This window comes from Streptomyces sp. NPDC053426 (assembly GCF_055585405.1).
Genome location: NZ_JBVJKE010000004.1, coordinates 65,320 through 84,250, shown reverse-complemented (window position 1 = coordinate 84,250; position 18,931 = coordinate 65,320). Strand labels below are relative to the sequence as shown.

Annotated in this window: 16 protein-coding genes; all 16 read left to right on the top strand. The window is 71.5% G+C overall.

What is annotated here, in order from left to right; genetic code table 11:
- The first annotated feature begins 91 nt into the window (after positions 1 to 91).
- Positions 92 to 796, top strand: a complete 705-nt coding sequence (locus ACZ62B_RS09815) for an EthD domain-containing protein (RefSeq protein WP_344566002.1) — start codon at positions 92 to 94, stop codon at positions 794 to 796.
- Positions 797 to 882: 86 nt separating this feature from the next.
- Positions 883 to 1,719 carry a type 1 glutamine amidotransferase domain-containing protein gene (locus ACZ62B_RS09810; RefSeq protein WP_344566000.1) on the top strand — a complete coding sequence of 279 codons (837 nt, stop codon included), beginning with the start codon at positions 883 to 885 and terminating at the stop codon, positions 1,717 to 1,719.
- Between the two features lie 72 nt (positions 1,720 to 1,791).
- Entirely contained in the window at positions 1,792 to 3,429 is a 1,638-nt protein-coding gene (locus tag ACZ62B_RS09805) for a thiamine pyrophosphate-binding protein (RefSeq protein WP_344565998.1), read from the top strand.
- A 3-nt stretch (positions 3,430 to 3,432) separates the two neighbouring features.
- Positions 3,433 to 4,032 (top strand): DJ-1/PfpI family protein, encoded by a 600-nt coding sequence (locus ACZ62B_RS09800; protein WP_073932969.1) that lies wholly within the window; start codon positions 3,433 to 3,435, stop codon positions 4,030 to 4,032.
- A 3-nt stretch (positions 4,033 to 4,035) separates the two neighbouring features.
- Positions 4,036 to 5,883: an AGE family epimerase/isomerase gene (locus ACZ62B_RS09795; protein ID WP_344565996.1), complete on the top strand. Its 1,848-nt coding sequence runs from the start codon at positions 4,036 to 4,038 to the stop codon at positions 5,881 to 5,883.
- Complete coding sequence (locus ACZ62B_RS09790) at positions 5,880 to 6,221, top strand: STAS domain-containing protein (RefSeq protein ID WP_085571321.1); 342 nt, start codon at positions 5,880 to 5,882, stop codon at positions 6,219 to 6,221. Before ACZ62B_RS09795 ends, ACZ62B_RS09790 begins: the two co-directional genes overlap by 4 nt.
- Positions 6,218 to 8,362, top strand: a complete 2,145-nt coding sequence (gene glgX / locus ACZ62B_RS09785) for a glycogen debranching protein GlgX (RefSeq protein WP_468882061.1) — start codon at positions 6,218 to 6,220, stop codon at positions 8,360 to 8,362. Before ACZ62B_RS09790 ends, glgX begins: the two co-directional genes overlap by 4 nt.
- Positions 8,363 to 8,414: 52 nt before the next feature.
- Positions 8,415 to 8,726 carry an STAS domain-containing protein gene (locus ACZ62B_RS09780; protein WP_073932973.1) on the top strand — a complete coding sequence of 104 codons (312 nt, stop codon included), beginning with the start codon at positions 8,415 to 8,417 and terminating at the stop codon, positions 8,724 to 8,726.
- A 16-nt stretch (positions 8,727 to 8,742) separates the two neighbouring features.
- The gene (locus tag ACZ62B_RS09775; protein ID WP_344565991.1) at positions 8,743 to 9,288 is read left to right on the top strand and encodes an ATP-binding protein; all 546 of its coding nucleotides are present in this window, start codon (positions 8,743 to 8,745) and stop codon (positions 9,286 to 9,288) included.
- 11 nt (positions 9,289 to 9,299) lie between these two features.
- Positions 9,300 to 10,550 carry a PP2C family protein-serine/threonine phosphatase gene (locus ACZ62B_RS09770; protein ID WP_344565989.1) on the top strand — a complete coding sequence of 417 codons (1,251 nt, stop codon included), beginning with the start codon at positions 9,300 to 9,302 and terminating at the stop codon, positions 10,548 to 10,550.
- A gap of 48 nt (positions 10,551 to 10,598) precedes the next feature.
- Entirely contained in the window at positions 10,599 to 11,366 is a 768-nt protein-coding gene (locus tag ACZ62B_RS09765) for a MinD/ParA family ATP-binding protein (RefSeq protein ID WP_073933058.1), read from the top strand.
- A gap of 46 nt (positions 11,367 to 11,412) precedes the next feature.
- The gene (locus tag ACZ62B_RS09760; protein WP_469689690.1) at positions 11,413 to 13,446 is read left to right on the top strand and encodes an alpha-1,4-glucan--maltose-1-phosphate maltosyltransferase; all 2,034 of its coding nucleotides are present in this window, start codon (positions 11,413 to 11,415) and stop codon (positions 13,444 to 13,446) included.
- Positions 13,443 to 15,626 carry a 1,4-alpha-glucan branching protein GlgB gene (gene glgB, locus ACZ62B_RS09755; protein ID WP_468882068.1) on the top strand — a complete coding sequence of 728 codons (2,184 nt, stop codon included), beginning with the start codon at positions 13,443 to 13,445 and terminating at the stop codon, positions 15,624 to 15,626. Before ACZ62B_RS09760 ends, glgB begins: the two co-directional genes overlap by 4 nt.
- Positions 15,627 to 15,681: 55 nt before the next feature.
- On the top strand, positions 15,682 to 16,167 hold the full coding sequence (locus ACZ62B_RS09750) for a cation:proton antiporter regulatory subunit (protein WP_344565982.1): 486 nt from the start codon (positions 15,682 to 15,684) through the stop codon (positions 16,165 to 16,167).
- 4 nt (positions 16,168 to 16,171) lie between these two features.
- Positions 16,172 to 17,386 (top strand): cation:proton antiporter, encoded by a 1,215-nt coding sequence (locus ACZ62B_RS09745; RefSeq protein WP_344565981.1) that lies wholly within the window; start codon positions 16,172 to 16,174, stop codon positions 17,384 to 17,386.
- Between the two features lie 537 nt (positions 17,387 to 17,923).
- Positions 17,924 to 18,919 (top strand): SMP-30/gluconolactonase/LRE family protein, encoded by a 996-nt coding sequence (locus tag ACZ62B_RS09740; RefSeq protein ID WP_469689686.1) that lies wholly within the window; start codon positions 17,924 to 17,926, stop codon positions 18,917 to 18,919.
- Positions 18,920 to 18,931: the final 12 nt, after the last annotated feature.

The following is an 18,931-nucleotide window of genomic DNA, read 5'->3' as shown; positions in this document are numbered from 1 at the left end:
TCAGGAAGTCGCCCGTATTTCATTGCCGCCCGACGGCCCCCATTGACACGATTTCACGAGTCCGGACCGGCGTGGAACAGGAGACAATTCGATGATCCACCAGTTCATTCTGGCCGCACCCAAGCCGGGTATGACGGCACAGGAATTCCAGGACTACTGGGTGAATGTGCACGCCGTGCGGTACGCGGCGAAGATTCCGCAGATCCGGAAGTACATGGTCGACACCGTCGTCGACATCGAGGGCAACCTCGGCTCGCCGGCCCTCCCCCACCAGGGCATCGCCGAGATCTGGCTGGCCAACGGCGAGGAGCAGCTCGCCTCGCTGCAGACCGACGAGTTCCTGAACGGCGCGCGGCTGGACGAGCCCAACTGGGCGGCGTTCTGGCTGACGATCGTGGTCGACACCACCGCGCACGAGATCGTGCCCGGTCCGGGGCCGGGCCGCGACCGGGACTGGGTCAAGCTCACCGTGCTGATGAAGCGCCGCCCCGGTCTCGACCTGGACGACTACCGCAAGCGGAGCCTGGACGGCTACGCCTCCGAGGTCCGCGACGTCCCCGGCCTGCGCCGCTACCTGCACGCGCACACCGTGGACGGCGCCTACGTCTTCGGCGAGGCGGCCTTCGACTCCGTCGAGCAGCTCTGGTTCGACGACGTCGAGGCGCTCCAGCAGGCCTTGAGCTCGCCCCACTTCACCGAGCGGGTCAAGGCGGCACGGGACGAGATCACGGACCCGAAGTACGTCTTCTCGCTCGCCGCGAAGGAGAACTGGATCATCGGCCCCGAGGCCCGCTGATCCCCCCGTTCAGGTGGCCGTGGCGCCGGCCCCTTCCGAGACGGCGCCCGGCCACCGACCCCGCACCGATTACCGAAGGAGCAGGCGTGGCCAGAAGGAACGCCAGGAAGATCCTCGTGATTCTGTCGGAGTACGGCTACTGGGGCGAGGAGCTCGTCGGGCCGCTGCACCACTTCGACCGGCAGGGCTACGAGGTCGTGTTCGCCACCCCGACCGGCAAGCGCGCGCACGCGCTGCCGCCGTCGATGGACCCCGGGTACCTCGATCCGCCGCTGGGCCGCTCGGTGACCTCGGAGAAGGTCGCCCGGCTCACCCAGGAGATCGACGCCTCCGACCGGCTGGACGACCCGGTCGACCTCTCGGCCTGGCTGCCGGAGCGTCCGTACACCGCCGACGACGACTACCTGCGCAAGCTGGAGGCGTACCACCGCGCGGTCGACGTGGTGGCGGAGGAGCTGGAGGAGTACGACGCCCTGCTGATCGTGGGCGGTTCGGGACCGATCGTGGACCTCGCCAACAACGAGCGGGTGCACGAGCTGATCCTGGCCTTCCTGCGCGCCGGCAAGCCGATCGCGGCCGAGTGCTACGGCGTCACCCCGCTCGCGTTCGCCCGCGACTGGGAGGACCGCAAGTCGATCATCTGGGGCAAGCACGTCACCGGGCACTGCAAGGAGTACGACTACAAGGACGGCACCGGCTTCCTGGGCACCGACTTCGTGATGGGCCCGCCGCCGTACCCGCTGGAGTACATCCTGCGCGACGCCACCGGCCCCGACGGCCGCTACCACGGGAACTTCGGCAAGGAGACCTCGGTCATCGTGGACTACCCGTTCATCACGGGCCGTTCCACGCCGGATTCCTATCTGACCGGCGAGAAGATCGTCGAGGTTCTCGAGGACGGGCTCCGCCGCTACGGCTGGTGACGGCCGGAAGAACCCACCGGCGTCTCAGGATTCCCAGAATTCTCAGGAGTCTCAGCGAGAAAAGGAAGAGACATGGCCAGGCAGGGCAATGCGGCGATCATCGAGCAGTTCATCGCCGATGGAATTCCTTACATGTTCGGAAATCCGGGAACGGTCGAGCAGGGTTTCCTGGACGCGTTGGAGAACTACGACGAGCTCCAGTACGTCCTGACGCTCCAGGAGACGGTCGCCGCCGGCATCGCGGACGGCTACGCCCGCGCGACCGGCCGCCCCGCCCTGCTCCAGCTGCACAGCGGCGTCGGCCTCGGCAACGCCGTCGGCATGCTCTACCAGGCGAAGCGCGGTCACTCGCCGCTCGTCGTCATCGCCGGTGAGGCGGGCGTCAAGTACGACGCGATGGACGCGCAGATGGCGGCCGACCTGGTCGCCATGGCCGAGCCGGTGACCAAGTACGCGACCCGGGTGACCGATCCGGGCTCGGTGCTGCGGGTGCTGCGCCGTGCCATGAAGACGGCGATGACGCCGCCGCGCGGCCCGGTCTTCGTCGCCCTCCCGCTGGACGTGCTGGACGCGGTCAACGGTGAACCGGTGGTCCCGAGCACCTTCCTGAGCACCGAGTCGCTGCCCGTGCCCTCGCTCGTGGAGCGGGCCGCGCGGCTGCTGTCGGGCGCCGAGCACCCGCTCGTCCTGGTGGGCGACGGCGTCTCGGCGTCCGGCGGCCAGGAGGAACTGGCGCGGGTGGCGGAGCAGTTGGGCGCCGATGTGTGGGGCGTGGACTTCTCCGAGGTCAACCTGGACGCCCGGCACCCGCTCTACCGCGGGCAGTTGGGCCATATGTTCGGCGAGGTCAGCACCGAGAAGGTGAAGGACGCCGACGCGGTGCTGATCGTGGGGACGTACGTCTTCCCCGAGGTGTTCCCGAACACCGGCAGCCCGTTCCGTGCGGACGCGCGGATCGTGCACATCGATCTCGACGGCTACGAGATCGCCAAGAACCACCCGGTCACCCTGGGGCTGGTCGCCGACCCGAAGGCCACGCTGGCCGCGCTGTCCGAGAAGCTGGAGGACAGCCTCTCCGACGTCGACCGGCTGCGCGCCGCCCGCCACCTGGAGCTGCGCCGCGGCGAGCAACCGGAGCGGCCGGCCGACGACGGCACCCTGCTCTCGGCGTTCCTGCGGGAACTGGCCGACCGGGCCCCCGAGGACCTGATGGTGTTCGACGAGGCGCTGACCGCGGCCGGGCCGCTCAACGCCCATCTGCCCGGCCGGCTCCCCGGCCACTGGTTCTCCACCCGCGGCGGCTCGCTCGGCGTCGGCATCCCGGGCGCCATCGGCATCAAGCTGGCCCACCCCGACAAGACGGTGATCGGCTTCACCGGGGACGGAGGGTCGATGTACACCTTCCAGGCCCTGTACACGGCCGTCCGACACGACGTCGGCGCCAAGTTCGTGATCTGCAACAACCGCAGCTACAAGCTGCTGGACCTGAACATCGAGCAGTACTGGCGCGAGCGCGGCGTCCCCCTGCACTCCCACCCGTCGCCCTTCGACCTGTCCCGCCCGGAGCTGGGGTTCACCGAGCTCGCCCGCGGCTTCGGCGTGGACGCGGTGCGGGTCGACGAGGCGGAGCAGGTGCCGTACGCGGTCAAGCGGATGCTCGCCGACGACAAGCCGTTCCTGGTCGACCTGCGCACCGTCGAGGGGGCCTGAGCCATGTCCGGAACACCGTCCCGCGACGGGGTGCTCTCCGGCCGCCGCATCGCGGTCCTGGCCGAGAGCGACTTCTACGAGCCCGAGATCGCCTACTACCAGCGCCGGTTCGCCGAGGAGGGCGCCCGGGTCGACTTCCTCACCCGGCTGTGGGGCAACAAGGCGATCACCTTCACCGGTCACGAGTACCGGGCGCCGCTGACCGTGACCGGCAGCCTGGAGGACCTCGACGACCGCCGGCTGCGCGAGTACAGCGCGCTGATCGTGCCGTCCGGCATGGTCGCCGACCGGCTGCGCTACACCGAGGACATCGAGCGGCTCGCGCCCGCGACCGACCTGCTGCGGCGGGCGTTCGCCCGCTCCGGGGTCGTCAAGGGGATCATCTGCCACGGCATGTGGCTGGCCTCGTCGATCCCCTACGTGGTCCGCGGCCGCAAGGTCGTCTGCCACAACAACCTCATCGGCGACGTGCGCAACATGGGCGCCAACTACGTGGACCAGGACGTCGTCGTCGACGGCGACCTGGTGACCGCGCGCACCGGCGACCACTGCCATCTGTTCGCCAGGACCATCATCGACGAACTCGTGCTGCGAGGTGCGTGAGACATGACCGGCAATCCCGGCACCCCCGACTTCACCTTCTCCGACACCGTCGCCGGCCGGGTCACCGGCTTCGACGCGGCCTCCCGCGAGGCCACCCTGGCCACCGCCGACGGGCAGGCCGTCACGATGTCCCTCGACGGCGGCCCGGCCGCGGAGCTGCTGCACAACCTGGGCGAGCCCTACCAGGACGCCTCGGGACACATCGACGACCTGCTGACCCCAGGCCGCTTCCTGCTGGCGTACGGCGTCTTCTACCCGAAGGGCGGCGGCCTGCGGTTCGAGGCGAAGCGGCTGATCTTCGTCGGGCGGGACACCGACGACTACCGCTTCGAGGAGAGCGGCTGGTGGATCCGGCAGATCCGGGAGATCGCCGCGTTCTACCGGCGGGCCCAGTTCGGCGACGGACCCGTCGACTTCACCGCCTACCGCACCGAGATACGCCTCGGCGGCGACAAGACCGCGAGCCACGTCCAGGAGACCGACACCATCTCCCGGCTGGTGTACGGCATGGCCTCGGCGTTCCTGCTCACCGGTGAGGACGAGTACCTGGAGGTCGCCGAGCGCGGCACCGAGTACCTGCGCGCCCACATGCGCTTCGTCGACACCGACGAGAACGTCGTGTACTGGTACCACGGCCTGAAGGTCGACGGCGACACCGAGACCAAGCTGTTCACCTCGGAGTTCTCCGACGACTACGACGCGCTGCCGGCCTACGAGCAGATCTACGCGCTGGCCGGCCCGGTGCAGACCTACCGGGTCACCGGCGACCCGCGGATCAAGGCCGACGCGGACGCCACGCTCCGGCTGTTCGACCGCTTCTACCTCGACCCGGAGCACGGCGGCTACTTCTCGCACATCGATCCGATCCTGCTGGACCCGGGGCACGACTCGCTGGGCCCCAACCAGTCCCGCAAGAACTGGAACTCCGTGGGCGACCACGCCCCGGCGTACCTGATCAACCTGTACCTGGCGACCGGTGAGAAGTCCTACGCCGACATGCTGGAGTACACCTTCGACACCATCGTCGAGCGGTTCCCCGACCCCGAGCACAGCCCCTTCGTGCAGGAACGTTTCCACCGTGACTGGTCGCACGACACCACCCACGGCTGGCAGCAGAACCGCGCGGTCGTCGGCCACAACCTGAAGATCGCCTGGAACCTGATGCGGATGCACTCGCTGCGTCCCAAGGCCCGCTACCTGGAGCTGGCCACCGGCATCGGCGAGACCATGCCCGCGGTCGGCAGCGACCGCCGGCGCGGCGGCTGGTACGACGTGGTCGAGCGGCTGAAGGCGGACGGGGAGGACGTCTTCCGCTTCGCCTGGCACGACCGCAAGGCGTGGTGGCAGCAGGAGCAGGCGATCCTGGCCTACCTGATCCTGCACGGCGTCACGGGCCGCGCGGAGTTCCGCACCGAGGCCCGCGACGCCCAGTCGTTCTACAACGCCTTCTTCCTCGACCACGACGAGGGCGCCGTCTACTTCAACACCCTGGCCAACGGCCTGCCGTACCTGCTCGGCGTGGAACGCCTCAAGGGCAGCCACTCGATGTCGATGTACCACGCGGCCGAGCTGTGCTACCTCGCCGCCGTCTACAACAACCTGCTGATCGACGGCCGGGCGATGGACTTCTGGTTCAAGCCCGACCCGGCGGTGCTGCCGGACCGGCTGCTGCGGGTGGCGCCCGACCTGCTGCCGGCCGGCTCGGTCCGCGTCGAGAGCGTGGAGATCGACGGCGAGCCGCACACCGACTTCGACGCCGAGGCCCTGACCGTGCGCCTGCCCGAGACCTCGGGCCGCGTCAAGGTCAAGGTCCGCCTCGCCCCCGGCTCCCCCACGGAGGTGACGGGATGACCGTCAAACTCACGTCCCGGACGGAAGGCGCGGCCTGCGTGGTCGCCCTGGAGGGGGAGATCAACTCCACCACCTCCGGCGGGCTGCAGGCCCAGCTCCTGCCGTTCATCGGCCAGGAGGGCAAGGTCCTGATCGACCTGAGCGGCGTCAGCTACATCTCCAGCGCCGGCCTGCGCACGCTGCTCATCGTGCACCGCCGGGCCCAGCAGGTACGGGCCCGGGTGACCCTGGTCGGCCTCTCCGAGGAGGTGCGGTTCGTGATGTCCGCGACCGGCTTCCTGGACTTCTTCGAGGTCACCGACGACCTCGACGACGCGCTGGAACGTGCGGGCCGATGACCGTCGAGGAGCTGCGCGAGCGCGTCGACGGCTTTCCGACGCGCCGGATCCACGGCTACCGGGTGCGCGCGGGGCGGCCCTTCCCGTACGGCGCCCACCGGGTGCCCGGCGGGATCACCTTCTCCGTGTACTCCGACCGCGCCACCGCGATGAGCCTGGTGCTCTTCGAGCGCGGCGCGAAGGAGCCCACCGCCGAGCTGCCGTTCCCGCCCGAGTTCCGGGTGGGCAGCGTGTACGCGATGACGGTGTTCGGCCTGGACGCCGAGAACCTGGAGTACGGATTCCGCGCCGACGGCCCCTTCGACCCTGCCGCCGGCGACCGGTTCGACGCCTCCAAGGTGCTCAGCGACCCGTACGCCCGGCTGGTGTCGGGCCGTGACGTGTGGGGCGCGGAACCCGACTGGGACGACGTCTACCCCTACCGGGCGCGGATCCCCGACGACGACTTCGACTGGGGCGACGACACCTCGCCGGGCATCCCCACCGAGGACCTCGTCATCTACGAGACGCACGTGCGCGGCTTCACCCGGCACCCCTCCTCGGGGGTGTCGGCGCCCGGCACGTACGCGGGACTGCGGGAGAAGATCCCGTACCTGCGGGAGCTCGGCGTCAACTGCGTGGAGCTGCTGCCGGTCTTCGAGTTCGACGAGCTGGACAACCCGCGCACCGACCCGCGCACCGGGGAACGGCTGCACAACTACTGGGGCTACAACACCGTCTCGTTCTTCGCGCCGAAGGCCGGCTACGCGGCCACGGGCCGTTTCGGGATGCAGGCCGACGAGTTCAAGTCGCTCGTGCGGGAGCTGCACCGGGCCGGCATCGAGATCGTCCTGGACGTGGTGTTCAACCACACCGCCGAGGGCAACGAGCAGGGGCCGACGATCTCGTTCCGCGGCCTCGACAACGCCACGTACTACATGCTCACGCCGCGCGGCGAGTACTACAACTTCAGCGGCACCGGGAACACGGTCAACTGCAACCACCCGGTGGTGCGCGACTTCGTGCTGTCCTGTCTGCGCTACTGGGTCTCCGAGTACCACATCGACGGCTTCCGGTTCGACCTCGCGGCGATCCTCGACCGCGCCCCGGACGGTACGCCGCTGCCCAACCCGCCGCTGCTGGAACAGCTCGCGTACGACCCGGTGCTGCGGCACACCAAGCTGATCGCCGAGGCCTGGGACGCGGCCGGCCTCTACCAGGTGGGCCACTTCCCCAACTACGGCCGCTGGTCGGAGTGGAACGGCCAGTTCCGTGACACGGTGCGGCGGTTCGTCAAGGGCGACGCCGGTCTCGTCGGGGAGCTGGCGACCCGGATGGCGGGCTCCCCCGACCTGTACCAGGGCCGCACCTCGTCCGCCTCCGTCAACTTCGTCACCGCGCACGACGGATTCACCCTCAACGACCTGGTCTCGTACAACGGCAAGCACAACGAGGCCAACGGCGAGGACAACAACGACGGCGCCGACGACAACCACAGCTGGAACTGCGGCGAGGAGGGCCCCAGCGCCTCCGCGCACGTGCGCGAACTGCGGACGCGGCAGATGAAGAACATGCTGACGATCCTGCTCACCAGCCAGGGCGTGCCGATGCTGCTGGCCGGCGACGAGGCCGGCCGCACCCAGCTCGGCAACAACAACACCTACTGCCAGGACAACGAACTCTCCTGGTTCGACTGGGGACTCGTCGAGGGCCCCACCGCAGAACGCGAACTCCTCGACTTCACCAGGTCGTTGATCGCCTTCCGGCACGCCCACCCGGTGCTGCGCAGCGCCGGCCACCCGATCGGCGCCGACCGGGTGGGCAGCGGCTACCCGGACATCAGCTGGCACGGCGTACGCGCCTGGTCGCCGGACTGGTCGGAGCACTCCCGGACCCTGGCCCTGATGCGCTGCGGCCGGCACGCCAAGGACGGCACCGTGCGCGACGACCACGTGTACATCGCGGTCAACGCCCACTGGGAGGGCCACGACCTGGAACTGCCGCACCTGCCGCCCGGCGACGCCTGGCACCTCTTCGCCGACACGACGATGACCGCCGCCCGGCCGCTGGGCGCCGAGACGCCGCTGGAACACCCCGGCCGCTACCACCTGGGACCGCACTCCGCGGTGGTCCTGGTGGGCCGGGCAGCGGACCCCCGCTGACCGCCGTACCACCCGACCGTCCCGCACCGCGACGCAGAAGGAAGGGGCCACCGTGTCCTTCGACATCAGGCTCAGGATCAACGAACGGATCGCCGTCATCGAGCTGACCGGCGAACTCGACGCGGCGGCCGCCGGCCGCTTCCACGACACCGTCGACGAGGCCGCCACGGCGGGCGCGATCGAGCTGGTGATCCACGCCGCGCACCTCTCCTACCTGTCCAGCGCGGGCCTGCGCTCCCTGGTCTTCGCCCGCCAGAAGATGGGCGACGAGGTGCGGATCGCCGTCGTCGGCGCGCCCGAACCGGTCGCCCGGACGATCCGCCTGGCCGGCTTCGACCACAGCATCAGCCTCGTCGACGCGTGAGGGGGCGGGCACCGTCATGGCGATCGACTACGGGCCGGCCTCCACCGGGGTCGCGCACGGCGCGCCGCCCCCCGGCGGCTTCCGCGTCGCCACCGACCCCGCGACGGCCGTGATCAGGATCCCGGCGGCACTGGGCGCCCTGGACCGGGTGGCGACGTTCGTCCTCGACCTGGGGGAACGCGCCGCACTGCCCGCCGGCGCCCTGTACCGGCTGCGGCTGGCCGCGGACGAGCTGACGACCAACATCGTCATGCACGGCTACCGGGGAGCCCCCGGCGAGATCACGGTGGACGGCGGGATCGACCCCGACCAGGTGTGGGTCCGCTTCCAGGACGACGCGCCCGCCTTCGACCCCCGGCAGGGCCTGCGACCGCCCGCCCTGGACCAGCCGCTCGCCGAGCGGCGGATCGGGGGCCTGGGCGTCTATCTCGCGTTCACCGCGGTGGACGGCTTCGCGTACGACCTGGTCGCGGGCCGCAACGTGAGCACCCTCGTGATGCTGCGCCGTGCCGAGCCACGCCCACCGGGCGGCACGGACGCCAGCGACGAGCCGACGGAGTAGACGAGGCGGAGATGGCGCAGACGAAGGTGCTGGTGCTGGACGAGCGGCGCGGCATGCCCCCGGGGCTGCGCGACGCCCTGGACCACGTGGGCGCCGAGGTGCACGTGCACAGCCCCGGCGAGGTGCTGGCCGCCCCGCCGGGGCGGCTGCCCGAGGTGACGGTGCTGCTGGCGTCCGCGGAGCTGGCCCCGCACACCGTACGGTCCGTGGCCCGCAGACTCGACGACGAGGGGCAGCGTCCCTCGGTGGTGGCGTTCGCGGAACACGACCTGCACCTGCTCGACCACCATGTGACCGCGGGCGCCGACTACCTCGCCCCGCCCTTCCACCCCGACCTGGTACGGGCCCGGCTGCGGGACTGCCACGAACGGGCCCAGTTCAGCCGGACCATGGAGGACGTCGCCGCGCACGCGGAACTGCTCAGCTACGAACGGGAGCTGGAGATCGGCCGGGAGATCCAGCTCGGCTTCCTGCCCGACTCCCTGCCCAGCCCGAAGGACTGGGAGATCCACGTACGGTTCCGGCCCGCCCGTACGGTCGCCGGCGACTTCTACGACGTGTTCGAGATCGTCAACCGGCGCCGGCTCGCGCTGGTCGTCGCCGACGTCTGCGACAAGGGCGTCGGGGCCGCGCTGTTCATGGCCCTGATCCGCTCGCTGCTGCGGCACACCGCCGAACAGAGCGGGCTGCAGAGCCTGATCGCCGCCGAGCTGATGGGCGAGGAGGCCGGCTGGGCGGAACACAGCCGCGCCATCCCGGTGGTGGGGGCGACCCCCCTGCTGAACGCGGTCGCGGGCACCAACAACTACCTGACCCGCAACCACATCAGACAGGGCTACTTCGCCACCATGTTCTTCGCCGTCCTCGACCCCGCGACCGGCAACCTGGTCTACATCAACGGCGGCCACAACCCGCCCGTGCTGCTCAGCGCCGACGGCGGCGAACCGGTCCTGCTGGAGCCCACCGGGCCCGCCGTCGGGGTCATCCCGGACGTCGACTTCTCCCTGGGCTACGCCCGCATCGGCCCCGGCGACACGCTCTTCATCTACACCGACGGGGTCACCGAGGCCCGCTCCGCCGACGGCGAGTTCTTCGGCGAGGAGCAGATGGTCGGGCAGCTCGGCGAGGCCGCGGTGCGGGGCGAGGAACTCCTCGACCACATGGACGGCGCGCTCAGCGAGTTCGTGGGCCGGGCCGAGCAGTCCGACGACATCACCATGATGGCCGTCCACTGGAACCCGCCCGGAGCACCCGCCGCCTGACCAGCCGCCGCGCCGGCGGATCCGACCCCTCAGCAACCGGTGGAGACCATGTCGCAGATCATCACCGTGCACTCCTATCGGGGAGGCACCGGCAAGTCGAGCACGGCCGCCAACCTCGGGCTGCTGCTGGCGGCCTCGGGCCACCGGGTGGCGCTGGTGGACACCGACATCCACACACCCGCCCTGGACGTGATGTTCGGCCGCACGGACACACGGCCGCGCCGCTCCCTGAGCGACTACCTGATCGGCCGCTGCGAGATCGAGGACGCGGTGTACCCCGCGGGCACGGACGCCGGACACGACGGCTTCTTCCTGGTGCCGGCCCGCAGCAGGTCCGCGGCGGCGGCCGAGATCCTCGGCCGCGGATACGACGTGGGGCTGCTGCGGGAGGGCTTCGACCGGCTCATCGACTCCCTCGCCCTGGACGTGCTGCTGCTCGACACCCACGCCGGGTTCAACAACGAGACGGTGACGGCGATCGCCGGCTCGGACGCCCTGGTGGTGGTGACCCGCGCGGACCGGCTCGACCTGGCCGGCGCCCGGGAGACCGTGTCGCTCGCGAACCGGCTCGGTGTCGCCCGGCTGGCCGTGGCCGTGAACATGGCGCCGGGCGGCACGGTCCACGACCGGCTGCACGAAGAGGTCGAACAGGCCTACGCCACCCGCGTGTCGGCCGTCCTGCCGTACGCCCCGGAGATGGTCTCGCTCGCCGGGGAGCGGCTGTTCTGCACCGCCTACCCGCACCACCCCGTGGTGGCGGGCTACCGCCGGATCATCTCGGACGTCAGCAACGGCACCACCGCGATCCGCCGCTGACCACCGCTCCAAGCGACCGCACCCGGGTGCGAGGAAGAGGCATGTGATGCAGGAGAAGCCCGCCGCAGGGCGGTTCGCGCCGTCCGTGGGACGCATCCCCGTGGTGGACGTGCGGCCCGTGGCCGACGGCGGACGCCGGCCCGTGCGCGCCGTGCCGGGCGAGGTCTTCGAGGTGTCGGCGACCGTGTTCCGCGAGGGCCACGACGCGGTCGCCGCGAACGTCGTGCTGACCGGCCCCGACGGCACCGAGGGCGAGTGGACCCCGATGCGGCTGCTCGCCCCCGGCACCGACCGGTACGCGGCCGGAGTGCGCGCCGACCGGGAGGGCGACTGGACGTTCCGGGTGGAGGCCTGGTCCGACCCGGTCGCGACCTGGCGGCGCACCGCCGACCTCAAGGTCCCGGCCGGCGTCGACGTGGAGCTGGTGTTCCAGGAGGGGGCGCTGCTGCTGGAGCGCGCCGCCGACGCCTTCACCGCCCGCGAACGCGTCCCGCTGACCACCGCCGCGCACACCCTGCGGGACACCCGGACGGCCCCCGAGAAGCGGCTCGCCGCCGCCTGCGACCCGGTGGTGACGGCCCTGCTGAACGCCCGCCCGCTGCGCGAACTGGTCACCCGCTCCCACGAGTTCCCGCTGCGGGTGGACCGGGAGCGGGCCCTGTACGGCGCCTGGTACGAGCTGTTCCCGCGCTCCGAGGGCGCCCTGCTGCCCGCCGCCCCCGGCACCGGCACGGCGGCCGAACCGCCGCGCTCCGGCACCCTGCGCACCGCCGCCAAACGGCTGGAGGCGGTCGCCGACATGGGCTTCGACGTGGTGTACCTGCCCCCGGTGCACCCCATCGGCACCACCCACCGCAAAGGAGCCGGCAACACGCTCGTCGCGGGCCCGTACGACCCCGGCTCGCCGTGGGCGATCGGCTCCGCCGACGGCGGGCACGACGCCGTCCACCCGGACCTGGGCACCCTCGACGACTTCGACCACTTCGTGGGCCGGGCCGGCGAACTGGGCCTGGAGGTCGCCCTGGACTTCGCCCTGCAGTGCTCCCCGGACCACCCGTGGGTCACCGAGCACCCCGAGTGGTTCCACCGCCGCGTGGACGGCTCCGTCGCGTACGCCGAGAACCCTCCCAAGAAGTACCAGGACATCTATCCCCTCGACTTCGACACCGACCCCGACGGGCTGCACGAGGAGTGCCTGCGGATCCTGCGGCACTGGATGGCGCACGGGGTGCGGATCTTCCGCGTCGACAACCCGCACACCAAACCGGTCGGCTTCTGGGAGCGGCTGATCGACGCCGTGCACGCCACCGACCCCGACGTGCTGTTCCTCGCCGAGGCGTTCACCCGCCCGGCGATGCTGCACACCCTGGCCCGGATCGGGTTCCACCAGTCGTACACGTACTTCACCTGGCGCAACTCCAAGGACGAGGTGGAGTCCTACCTGTCGGAGCTGGCCGGGCTCGGCGGGGAGGAGCAGGCCGCGTACCTGCGCCCGAACCTCTTCGTGAACACCCCCGACATCCTGCACGCCTACCTCCAGTACGGCGGCCGTCCGGCGTTCGCGGCGCGGGCCGTCCTGGCCGCCACGGCCGGACCCTCCTGGGGCATGTACGCCGGGTACGAGCTGTACGAGAACGTGCCGGCCGGTCCGGGCAGCGAGGAGTACCTGCACTCGGAGAAGTACCAGTACCGGCCGCGCGACTGGGAGGCGCACGAGGCGGCCGGCGACTCCCTGGCCCCGCTGGTACGCACCCTGAACACCCTGCGCCGCACCCACCCCGCCCTGCGCCAGTTGCGCAACCTGCGCTTCCACCACACCGACGACGACGCCGTCGTCTGCTTCTCCAAGCGCGACGACACCGACTGGGTCCTGGTCGTCCTCAACCTCGATCCGCACGGGGTGCGCGAGGCGACGGTCTCCCTGGACCTGCCCGCCCTCGGCCTGGACCGCTCCGACACCTTCGCGGTGTACGACGCGCTGTCCGGCGCGACCTGGCAGTGGGGCCGGGACAACTACGTACGCCTCGACCCGCAGCAGCACGTGGCCCACATCCTCACCGACGGGAACCCGCAGCCGTGACCACCGCACCCCACGCACCGGCCCTGCCCGCCACCGCCCGCAAACGCCTCGTCACCGGCGAGACCAGCGACCCGCACGCCCTGCTCGGCCCGCGCCCGGTCGAGGGCGGTGTGCTGTTCCGGGTGCTGCGTCCGCTCGCCCGCGCCGTGACGGTCACCGACCCCTCGGGCGGCACGCTGCTGGAGCTGCGGCACGAGGGCGAGGGCGTCTTCTCCGGTCTGCTGCCGGTGCCCGCCGTCCCCGACCACCGGCTCTCCGTCGACTACGGCGGGCACGTCCACACGTACGACGACCCGTACCGCTTCCTGCCCACGCTCGGCGAGCTGGACCTGCACCTGATCCGGGAGGGCCGGCACGAGGAGCTGTGGCGCGTGCTCGGCGCCCGGGTCCGCACCCACGACAGCGGCTGGGGGCCGGTGAGCGGCACGTCGTTCGCCGTGTGGGCGCCGAACGCCCGCGCCGTACGGCTGGTCGGCGACTTCAACGTGTGGGACGGCCGCGCGCACCCGATGCGCTCGCTCGGCGCCAGCGGGGTGTGGGAGCTGTTCGTGCCGGGCGTCGGCGAGGGCTGCCGCTACAAGTACGAGATCCTCGCCCCGGACGGACGCCGGTTCCTCAAGGCCGACCCGCTGGCCGCGCACGCCGAGGCCGCGCCCGGCACCGCGTCCCTCGTCCACGACTCCCGCCACCGCTGGGGCGACGCCGACTGGATGGCGCGGCGCGCCGCGTCGGCGGTGCACCGGGAGCCGATGAGCGTGTACGAGCTGCACCTCGGCTCCTGGCGGCCCGGCCTCGGCTACCGGCAGCTCGCCCGCGAACTGCCCGCGTACGTCAAGGCGCTGGGCTTCACCCACGTGGAGTTCCTGCCGGTCGCCGAGCACCCCTTCGGCGGCTCCTGGGGCTACCAGGTCACCTCCTACTACGCGCCCTCCTCCCGCCTCGGCTCCCCCGACGACTTCCGGTACCTGGTGGACGCGCTCCACCAGGCCGGCGTCGGCGTCATCGTCGACTGGGTGCCGGCCCACTTCCCCCGGGACGACTGGGCGCTGGCCCGCTTCGACGGCACCCCGCTGTACGAGCACCCCGACCCGCGCCGGGGCGAGCACCCCGACTGGGGCACCCTCGTCTTCGACTACGGACGGGCCGAGGTGCGCAACTTCCTGGTCGCCAACGCCCTGTACTGGTGCGAGGAGTTCCACGTCGACGGGCTGCGCGTGGACGCCGTCGCCTCGATGCTCTACCTGGACTACTCGCGCCCCGAGGGCCAGTGGCTGCCCAACGCCTACGGCGGCCGGGAGCACCTGGAGGCGGTGGAGTTCCTCCAGGAGGTCAACGCCACGGTGGCACGCCGCTGCCCCGGCGCGGTGACCATCGCCGAGGAGTCCACGGCGTGGGACGGGGTGACCCGGCGCACCGACGAGGGCGGGCTCGGCTTCCACCTGAAGTGGAACATGGGCTGGATGCACGACTCCCTGTCGTACATGGCCCAGGATCCCGTGCACCGGCAGTACCACCACCACGCGATGACCTTCGCGATGGTCTACGCGTACGCCGAGAACCATCTGCTGCCCGTCTCGCACGACGAGGTGGTGCACGGCAAGGGCTCACTGCTGACGAAGATGCCCGGGGACCGCTGGCGGCAACTGGCCGACCTGCGCGCCTACCTGGCCTTCATGTGGGCCTTCCCCGGCAAGCAACTGCTGTTCATGGGCCAGGAGTTCGCCCAGGACACCGAGTGGTCCCACGACCACGGCCCGGACTGGTCGCTGCTCCGGCACGGCGCGCACGCCGGGGTGCGCGACCTGGTGCGCGATCTGAACCGGGTCTATCTCGGCGACCCCGCGCTGTGGAGCCGGGACACCCGGCCGGAGGGGTTCCGCTGGATCGACGCCGACGCGGCGCAGGACAACGTGTACTCCTTCGTCCGTCACGGCGACTCGGGCGAACTCCTGGTCTGCGTCTTCCACTTCCAGCCCACCGTCCGCCACGGCCACCGGATCGCGCTGCCGCACGCCGGTGACTGGACCGAGGTGCTCAACACCGACGACACCGCCTACGGCGGCAGCGGGGTGGTCCGGCGCGATCCGGTCCGCGCCGTGGAGCGGCCGCTGCACGGCTTCCCGGCGAGCGCCGAGATCACGCTGCCGCCCCTGGGGGCGGTCTGGCTGCGGCCCCTTTGAATCCAGCTTCGAATCCCGCTTCGAATCCCGCGAGCGATCAGAAGGAGTGACGACCGTGCCTGCTCCACGTCTGAGGACCACCCCGCTGCCGGGGATCGGGGTGCAGTACGAGCTCACCACCCGGCGGCACGACACCCTGTCCGTCATCGCCCACCGCGACGGCGCCCGCACCCTCAACGTCCACCACGACGACGACCCCGACTCCTGCGCCCTGTCGATGAGACTGACCGGCGCCGAGGCCCTGTCCCTCACCGACGCCCTGCTGCCGAACCACAACAGCCCCAACCTGCTGCACACCAGCGACTTCGGGCTGCTCGCGGAACGGGTCACCATCACCGGCACCTCGCACTGGAACGGGCGCACGCTGGGCGAGACGCAGATGCGCACCCGCACCGGGGCGTCCATCGTCGCCGTGATGCGCCGGGCGCACGCCATCCCCTCACCGGGTCCCGAGTTCCGGCTGCGCGGCGGCGACACGGTGATCGTGATCGGCACCCGGGAGGGCGTCGACGGCGCGCACGACATCCTCGATCGGGCGTGATGACGTGCACTCGGCCGTGTTTCTGATGGAGTTCGGCGCCGTCGTGCTGGCGCTCGGCCTGCTGGGCCGGTTCGCCGTACGGATGCGTCTGTCGCCCATCCCGCTGTACCTGCTCGCCGGGCTCGCCTTCGGGCACGGCGGGCTGATCCCGCTGGGCGGCAGCGAGGAGTTCATCCAGGTCGGTGCCGAGATCGGCGTCGTCCTGCTGCTGCTCCTGCTGGGTCTCGAGTACTCCGCGGGCGATCTCGTGGGGCATCTGAAGGTGCACGCCCCCGCCGGGGCGGTCGACTTCCTGCTGAACGCCCTGCCGGGCGCGGCGGCGGCGCTGCTGCTGGGCTGGGGCCCGGTGGCGGCCGTGGTCCTCGCCGGCGTCACCTGGGTGTCGTCGTCCGGGGTGATCGCCAAGGTGCTCGGGGACCTCGGGCGGCTCGGCAACCGGGAGACGCCGGTGATCCTCAGCGTGCTGGTGCTGGAGGACCTGGCGATGGCCGTCTACCTGCCGATCCTCACCGCGATACTGGCCGGCGCGGGCTGGGCCGCGGGCGGGCTCACCCTCGCCGTCGCGCTCGCCGCGGTCGGCACGGTCCTGCTGGTCGCGGTCCGCTACGGCAGGGTGATCTCCCGGTTCATCTCCAGCGACGACCCGGAGAAGCTGCTGCTGGTGGTGCTGGGTCTGACCCTGCTGGTCGCGGGTGTGGCGCAGCGGCTGCAGGTGTCGGCGGCGGTGGGGGCGTTCCTGGTCGGCATCGCGCTGTCCGGGGAGGTCGCCGAACACACCCACCATCTGCTGATGCCGCTGCGGGACCTGTTCGCCGCGGTGTTCTTCGTCTTCTTCGGGCTGAGCACGAATCCCGCGACCATGCCGCCGGTGCTGCTGCCGGCGCTGGCGCTGGTCGTGGTGACCGTCGCGACGAAGGTGGCGACCGGGTACTGGGCGGCGCGGCGGGCCGGGGTCGGGGAGCGGGCGCGGTGGCGGGCGGGCGGGGCGCTGGTGGCGCGCGGGGAGTTCTCGATCGTCATCGCGGGGCTCGCGGTGTCCGCGGGCGTCGAGCCCGCGCTCGGGCCGTTGGCGACGGCGTACGTGCTGTTGCTGGTGGTCATCGGGCCGTTGGCCGCGCGTTTTGTGGAGCCGTTGGCCGGGCGGGTGTTGGGGCGTGGGGCGGAGGAGGCGCCGGCGGGGGGTCGGGCGTCGCGGGAGCCGGTGGCGGCGGTGGACTGAGCTTCTGGGGGTGGAGCGGGGGGTGTCGCGCGGCCCGGCGCCGACGGGGTGCCGTCGCGCCCACCCGTGCCGCTGGGGGTACCTCCCAGGCCCTTAAGGCACTGGGGGAGGCACGACTGCCCGCGGGAACGTCGTAGCTGCGGGCAGTCGTGCCGCTGGGGCGATGGGGGCACCTCCCGCTCGAGCGGAGCCGAGAGTGGGGGAGGGTGGGCGCAGCGGCACCCGGTGAGCGCCGGTGAGCGGGATCGGCTCCCGGGCGGCGGCGCGACTGTCCGCGGGGAGCGGAGAGCGGAAGGTCTCCTACCATTCGGAACGTCGTGAGCGACATACGGAAGTCGGCCGGTTCTGCGGGTGGATTCAGGCCGCCCCGGCCGGCCGGATTCCCCTGGCTCACCTGGTGACTTGCGCCGGCGGCGGCCCGTAGCGGTGTTTTCCGGTCCGCTTCACCGCAAGGGTTCGGCCATAGGTTCCTCGCACCCGAGGCGGCCGTGCGGTTCGGCGCAGGTGCCGCCTCCCGAGTCTCCGAGAGGAATCCGTATGCGCATCGCACGCAAGCCGGGCCGGCTGGCGGCCTTCGGGCTGGCCCTGGCCGGGCTGCTCGCCCTGTCCCCCGCCGGCCCCGCCGCCGCGGCACCCGAGACCGCCCGCGGGCTCACCGTGACCGACGCCATCACGCTGCCCGGCACCAAGGTCTACCCGGAGGGCGTCGCCCTCGACCCGCGGACCGGTGACACCTACATCACGTCCTTCGCCACCGGATCCGTCTACAGAGCCCCGCAGGGCCAGACCCAGGCCCAGGTCTTCCTCCCCGCGGGAACCGACGGCCGGGACACCGCCATGGGCACCGACGTGGACGAGCAGGGCAGGCTGTGGGTGAACGACCGGGACGCCGTCACCCTGTACGACACGGCCACCGGCGCCCGGCTGGCCCGCTTCGTGACGCCCACCCCGGGCCAGTCGGTCCTCAACGACCTGGACCTCACCCCGGACGGCACGGCCTACATCACCGACTCGCTGCGGCAGCTGGTCTACCGGATCACGCCCTGGCAGATCGCCGAGGCCGTGTCCGCGGGCGGGGCCGACCGCACCCTGTCCACGGGCTTCGACCTGAACTCCCTGGTCGCCCCGCACGCCGAGGGCACCATCACGCTCAACGGCATCGAGTCCGACCACACCGGCGGCTTCCTGATCACCGTGGACATGGCCACCGGTGACCTGTTCCGCCTCGACCCCGCCACCGGCGGGGCGGTCAAGGTGGCGGTGAAGGGCGGTGCCGGCCTCGCCACCGCGGACGGGCTGCTGCTGGAGAAGGACCAGCTGTGGATCGCCCACTTCGGCACCGACATGATCAGCAGGCTGACCCTGTCCCACGACGGCACGGCCGCCGTCGTCGAGAAGCAGCTGGGCAACCCGGCGCTCCAGCACCCGACCACGATGGTGCGCAAGGACGGCTCGATCCACGTGGTCCGCAGCCAGTTCGGCTCCGCCACGCTGGACCTGCCGTTCAACATCGGCCGGATATCCGGGATCTGACCGGCACACGAC

Coding starts and splice junctions, on each gene's coding strand:
- ACZ62B_RS09815 (WP_344566002.1), top strand. CDS start 92: ATGATCCACCAGTTCATTCTGGCCGCACCCAAGCCGGGTATGACGGCA.
- ACZ62B_RS09805 (WP_344565998.1), top strand. CDS start 1,792: ATGGCCAGGCAGGGCAATGCGGCGATCATCGAGCAGTTCATCGCCGAT.
- ACZ62B_RS09800 (WP_073932969.1), top strand. CDS start 3,433: ATGTCCGGAACACCGTCCCGCGACGGGGTGCTCTCCGGCCGCCGCATC.
- ACZ62B_RS09795 (WP_344565996.1), top strand. CDS start 4,036: ATGACCGGCAATCCCGGCACCCCCGACTTCACCTTCTCCGACACCGTC.
- ACZ62B_RS09790 (WP_085571321.1), top strand. CDS start 5,880: ATGACCGTCAAACTCACGTCCCGGACGGAAGGCGCGGCCTGCGTGGTC.
- glgX (WP_468882061.1), top strand. CDS start 6,218: ATGACCGTCGAGGAGCTGCGCGAGCGCGTCGACGGCTTTCCGACGCGC.
- ACZ62B_RS09775 (WP_344565991.1), top strand. CDS start 8,743: ATGGCGATCGACTACGGGCCGGCCTCCACCGGGGTCGCGCACGGCGCG.
- ACZ62B_RS09770 (WP_344565989.1), top strand. CDS start 9,300: ATGGCGCAGACGAAGGTGCTGGTGCTGGACGAGCGGCGCGGCATGCCC.
- ACZ62B_RS09765 (WP_073933058.1), top strand. CDS start 10,599: ATGTCGCAGATCATCACCGTGCACTCCTATCGGGGAGGCACCGGCAAG.
- ACZ62B_RS09760 (WP_469689690.1), top strand. CDS start 11,413: ATGCAGGAGAAGCCCGCCGCAGGGCGGTTCGCGCCGTCCGTGGGACGC.
- ACZ62B_RS09740 (WP_469689686.1), top strand. CDS start 17,924: ATGCGCATCGCACGCAAGCCGGGCCGGCTGGCGGCCTTCGGGCTGGCC.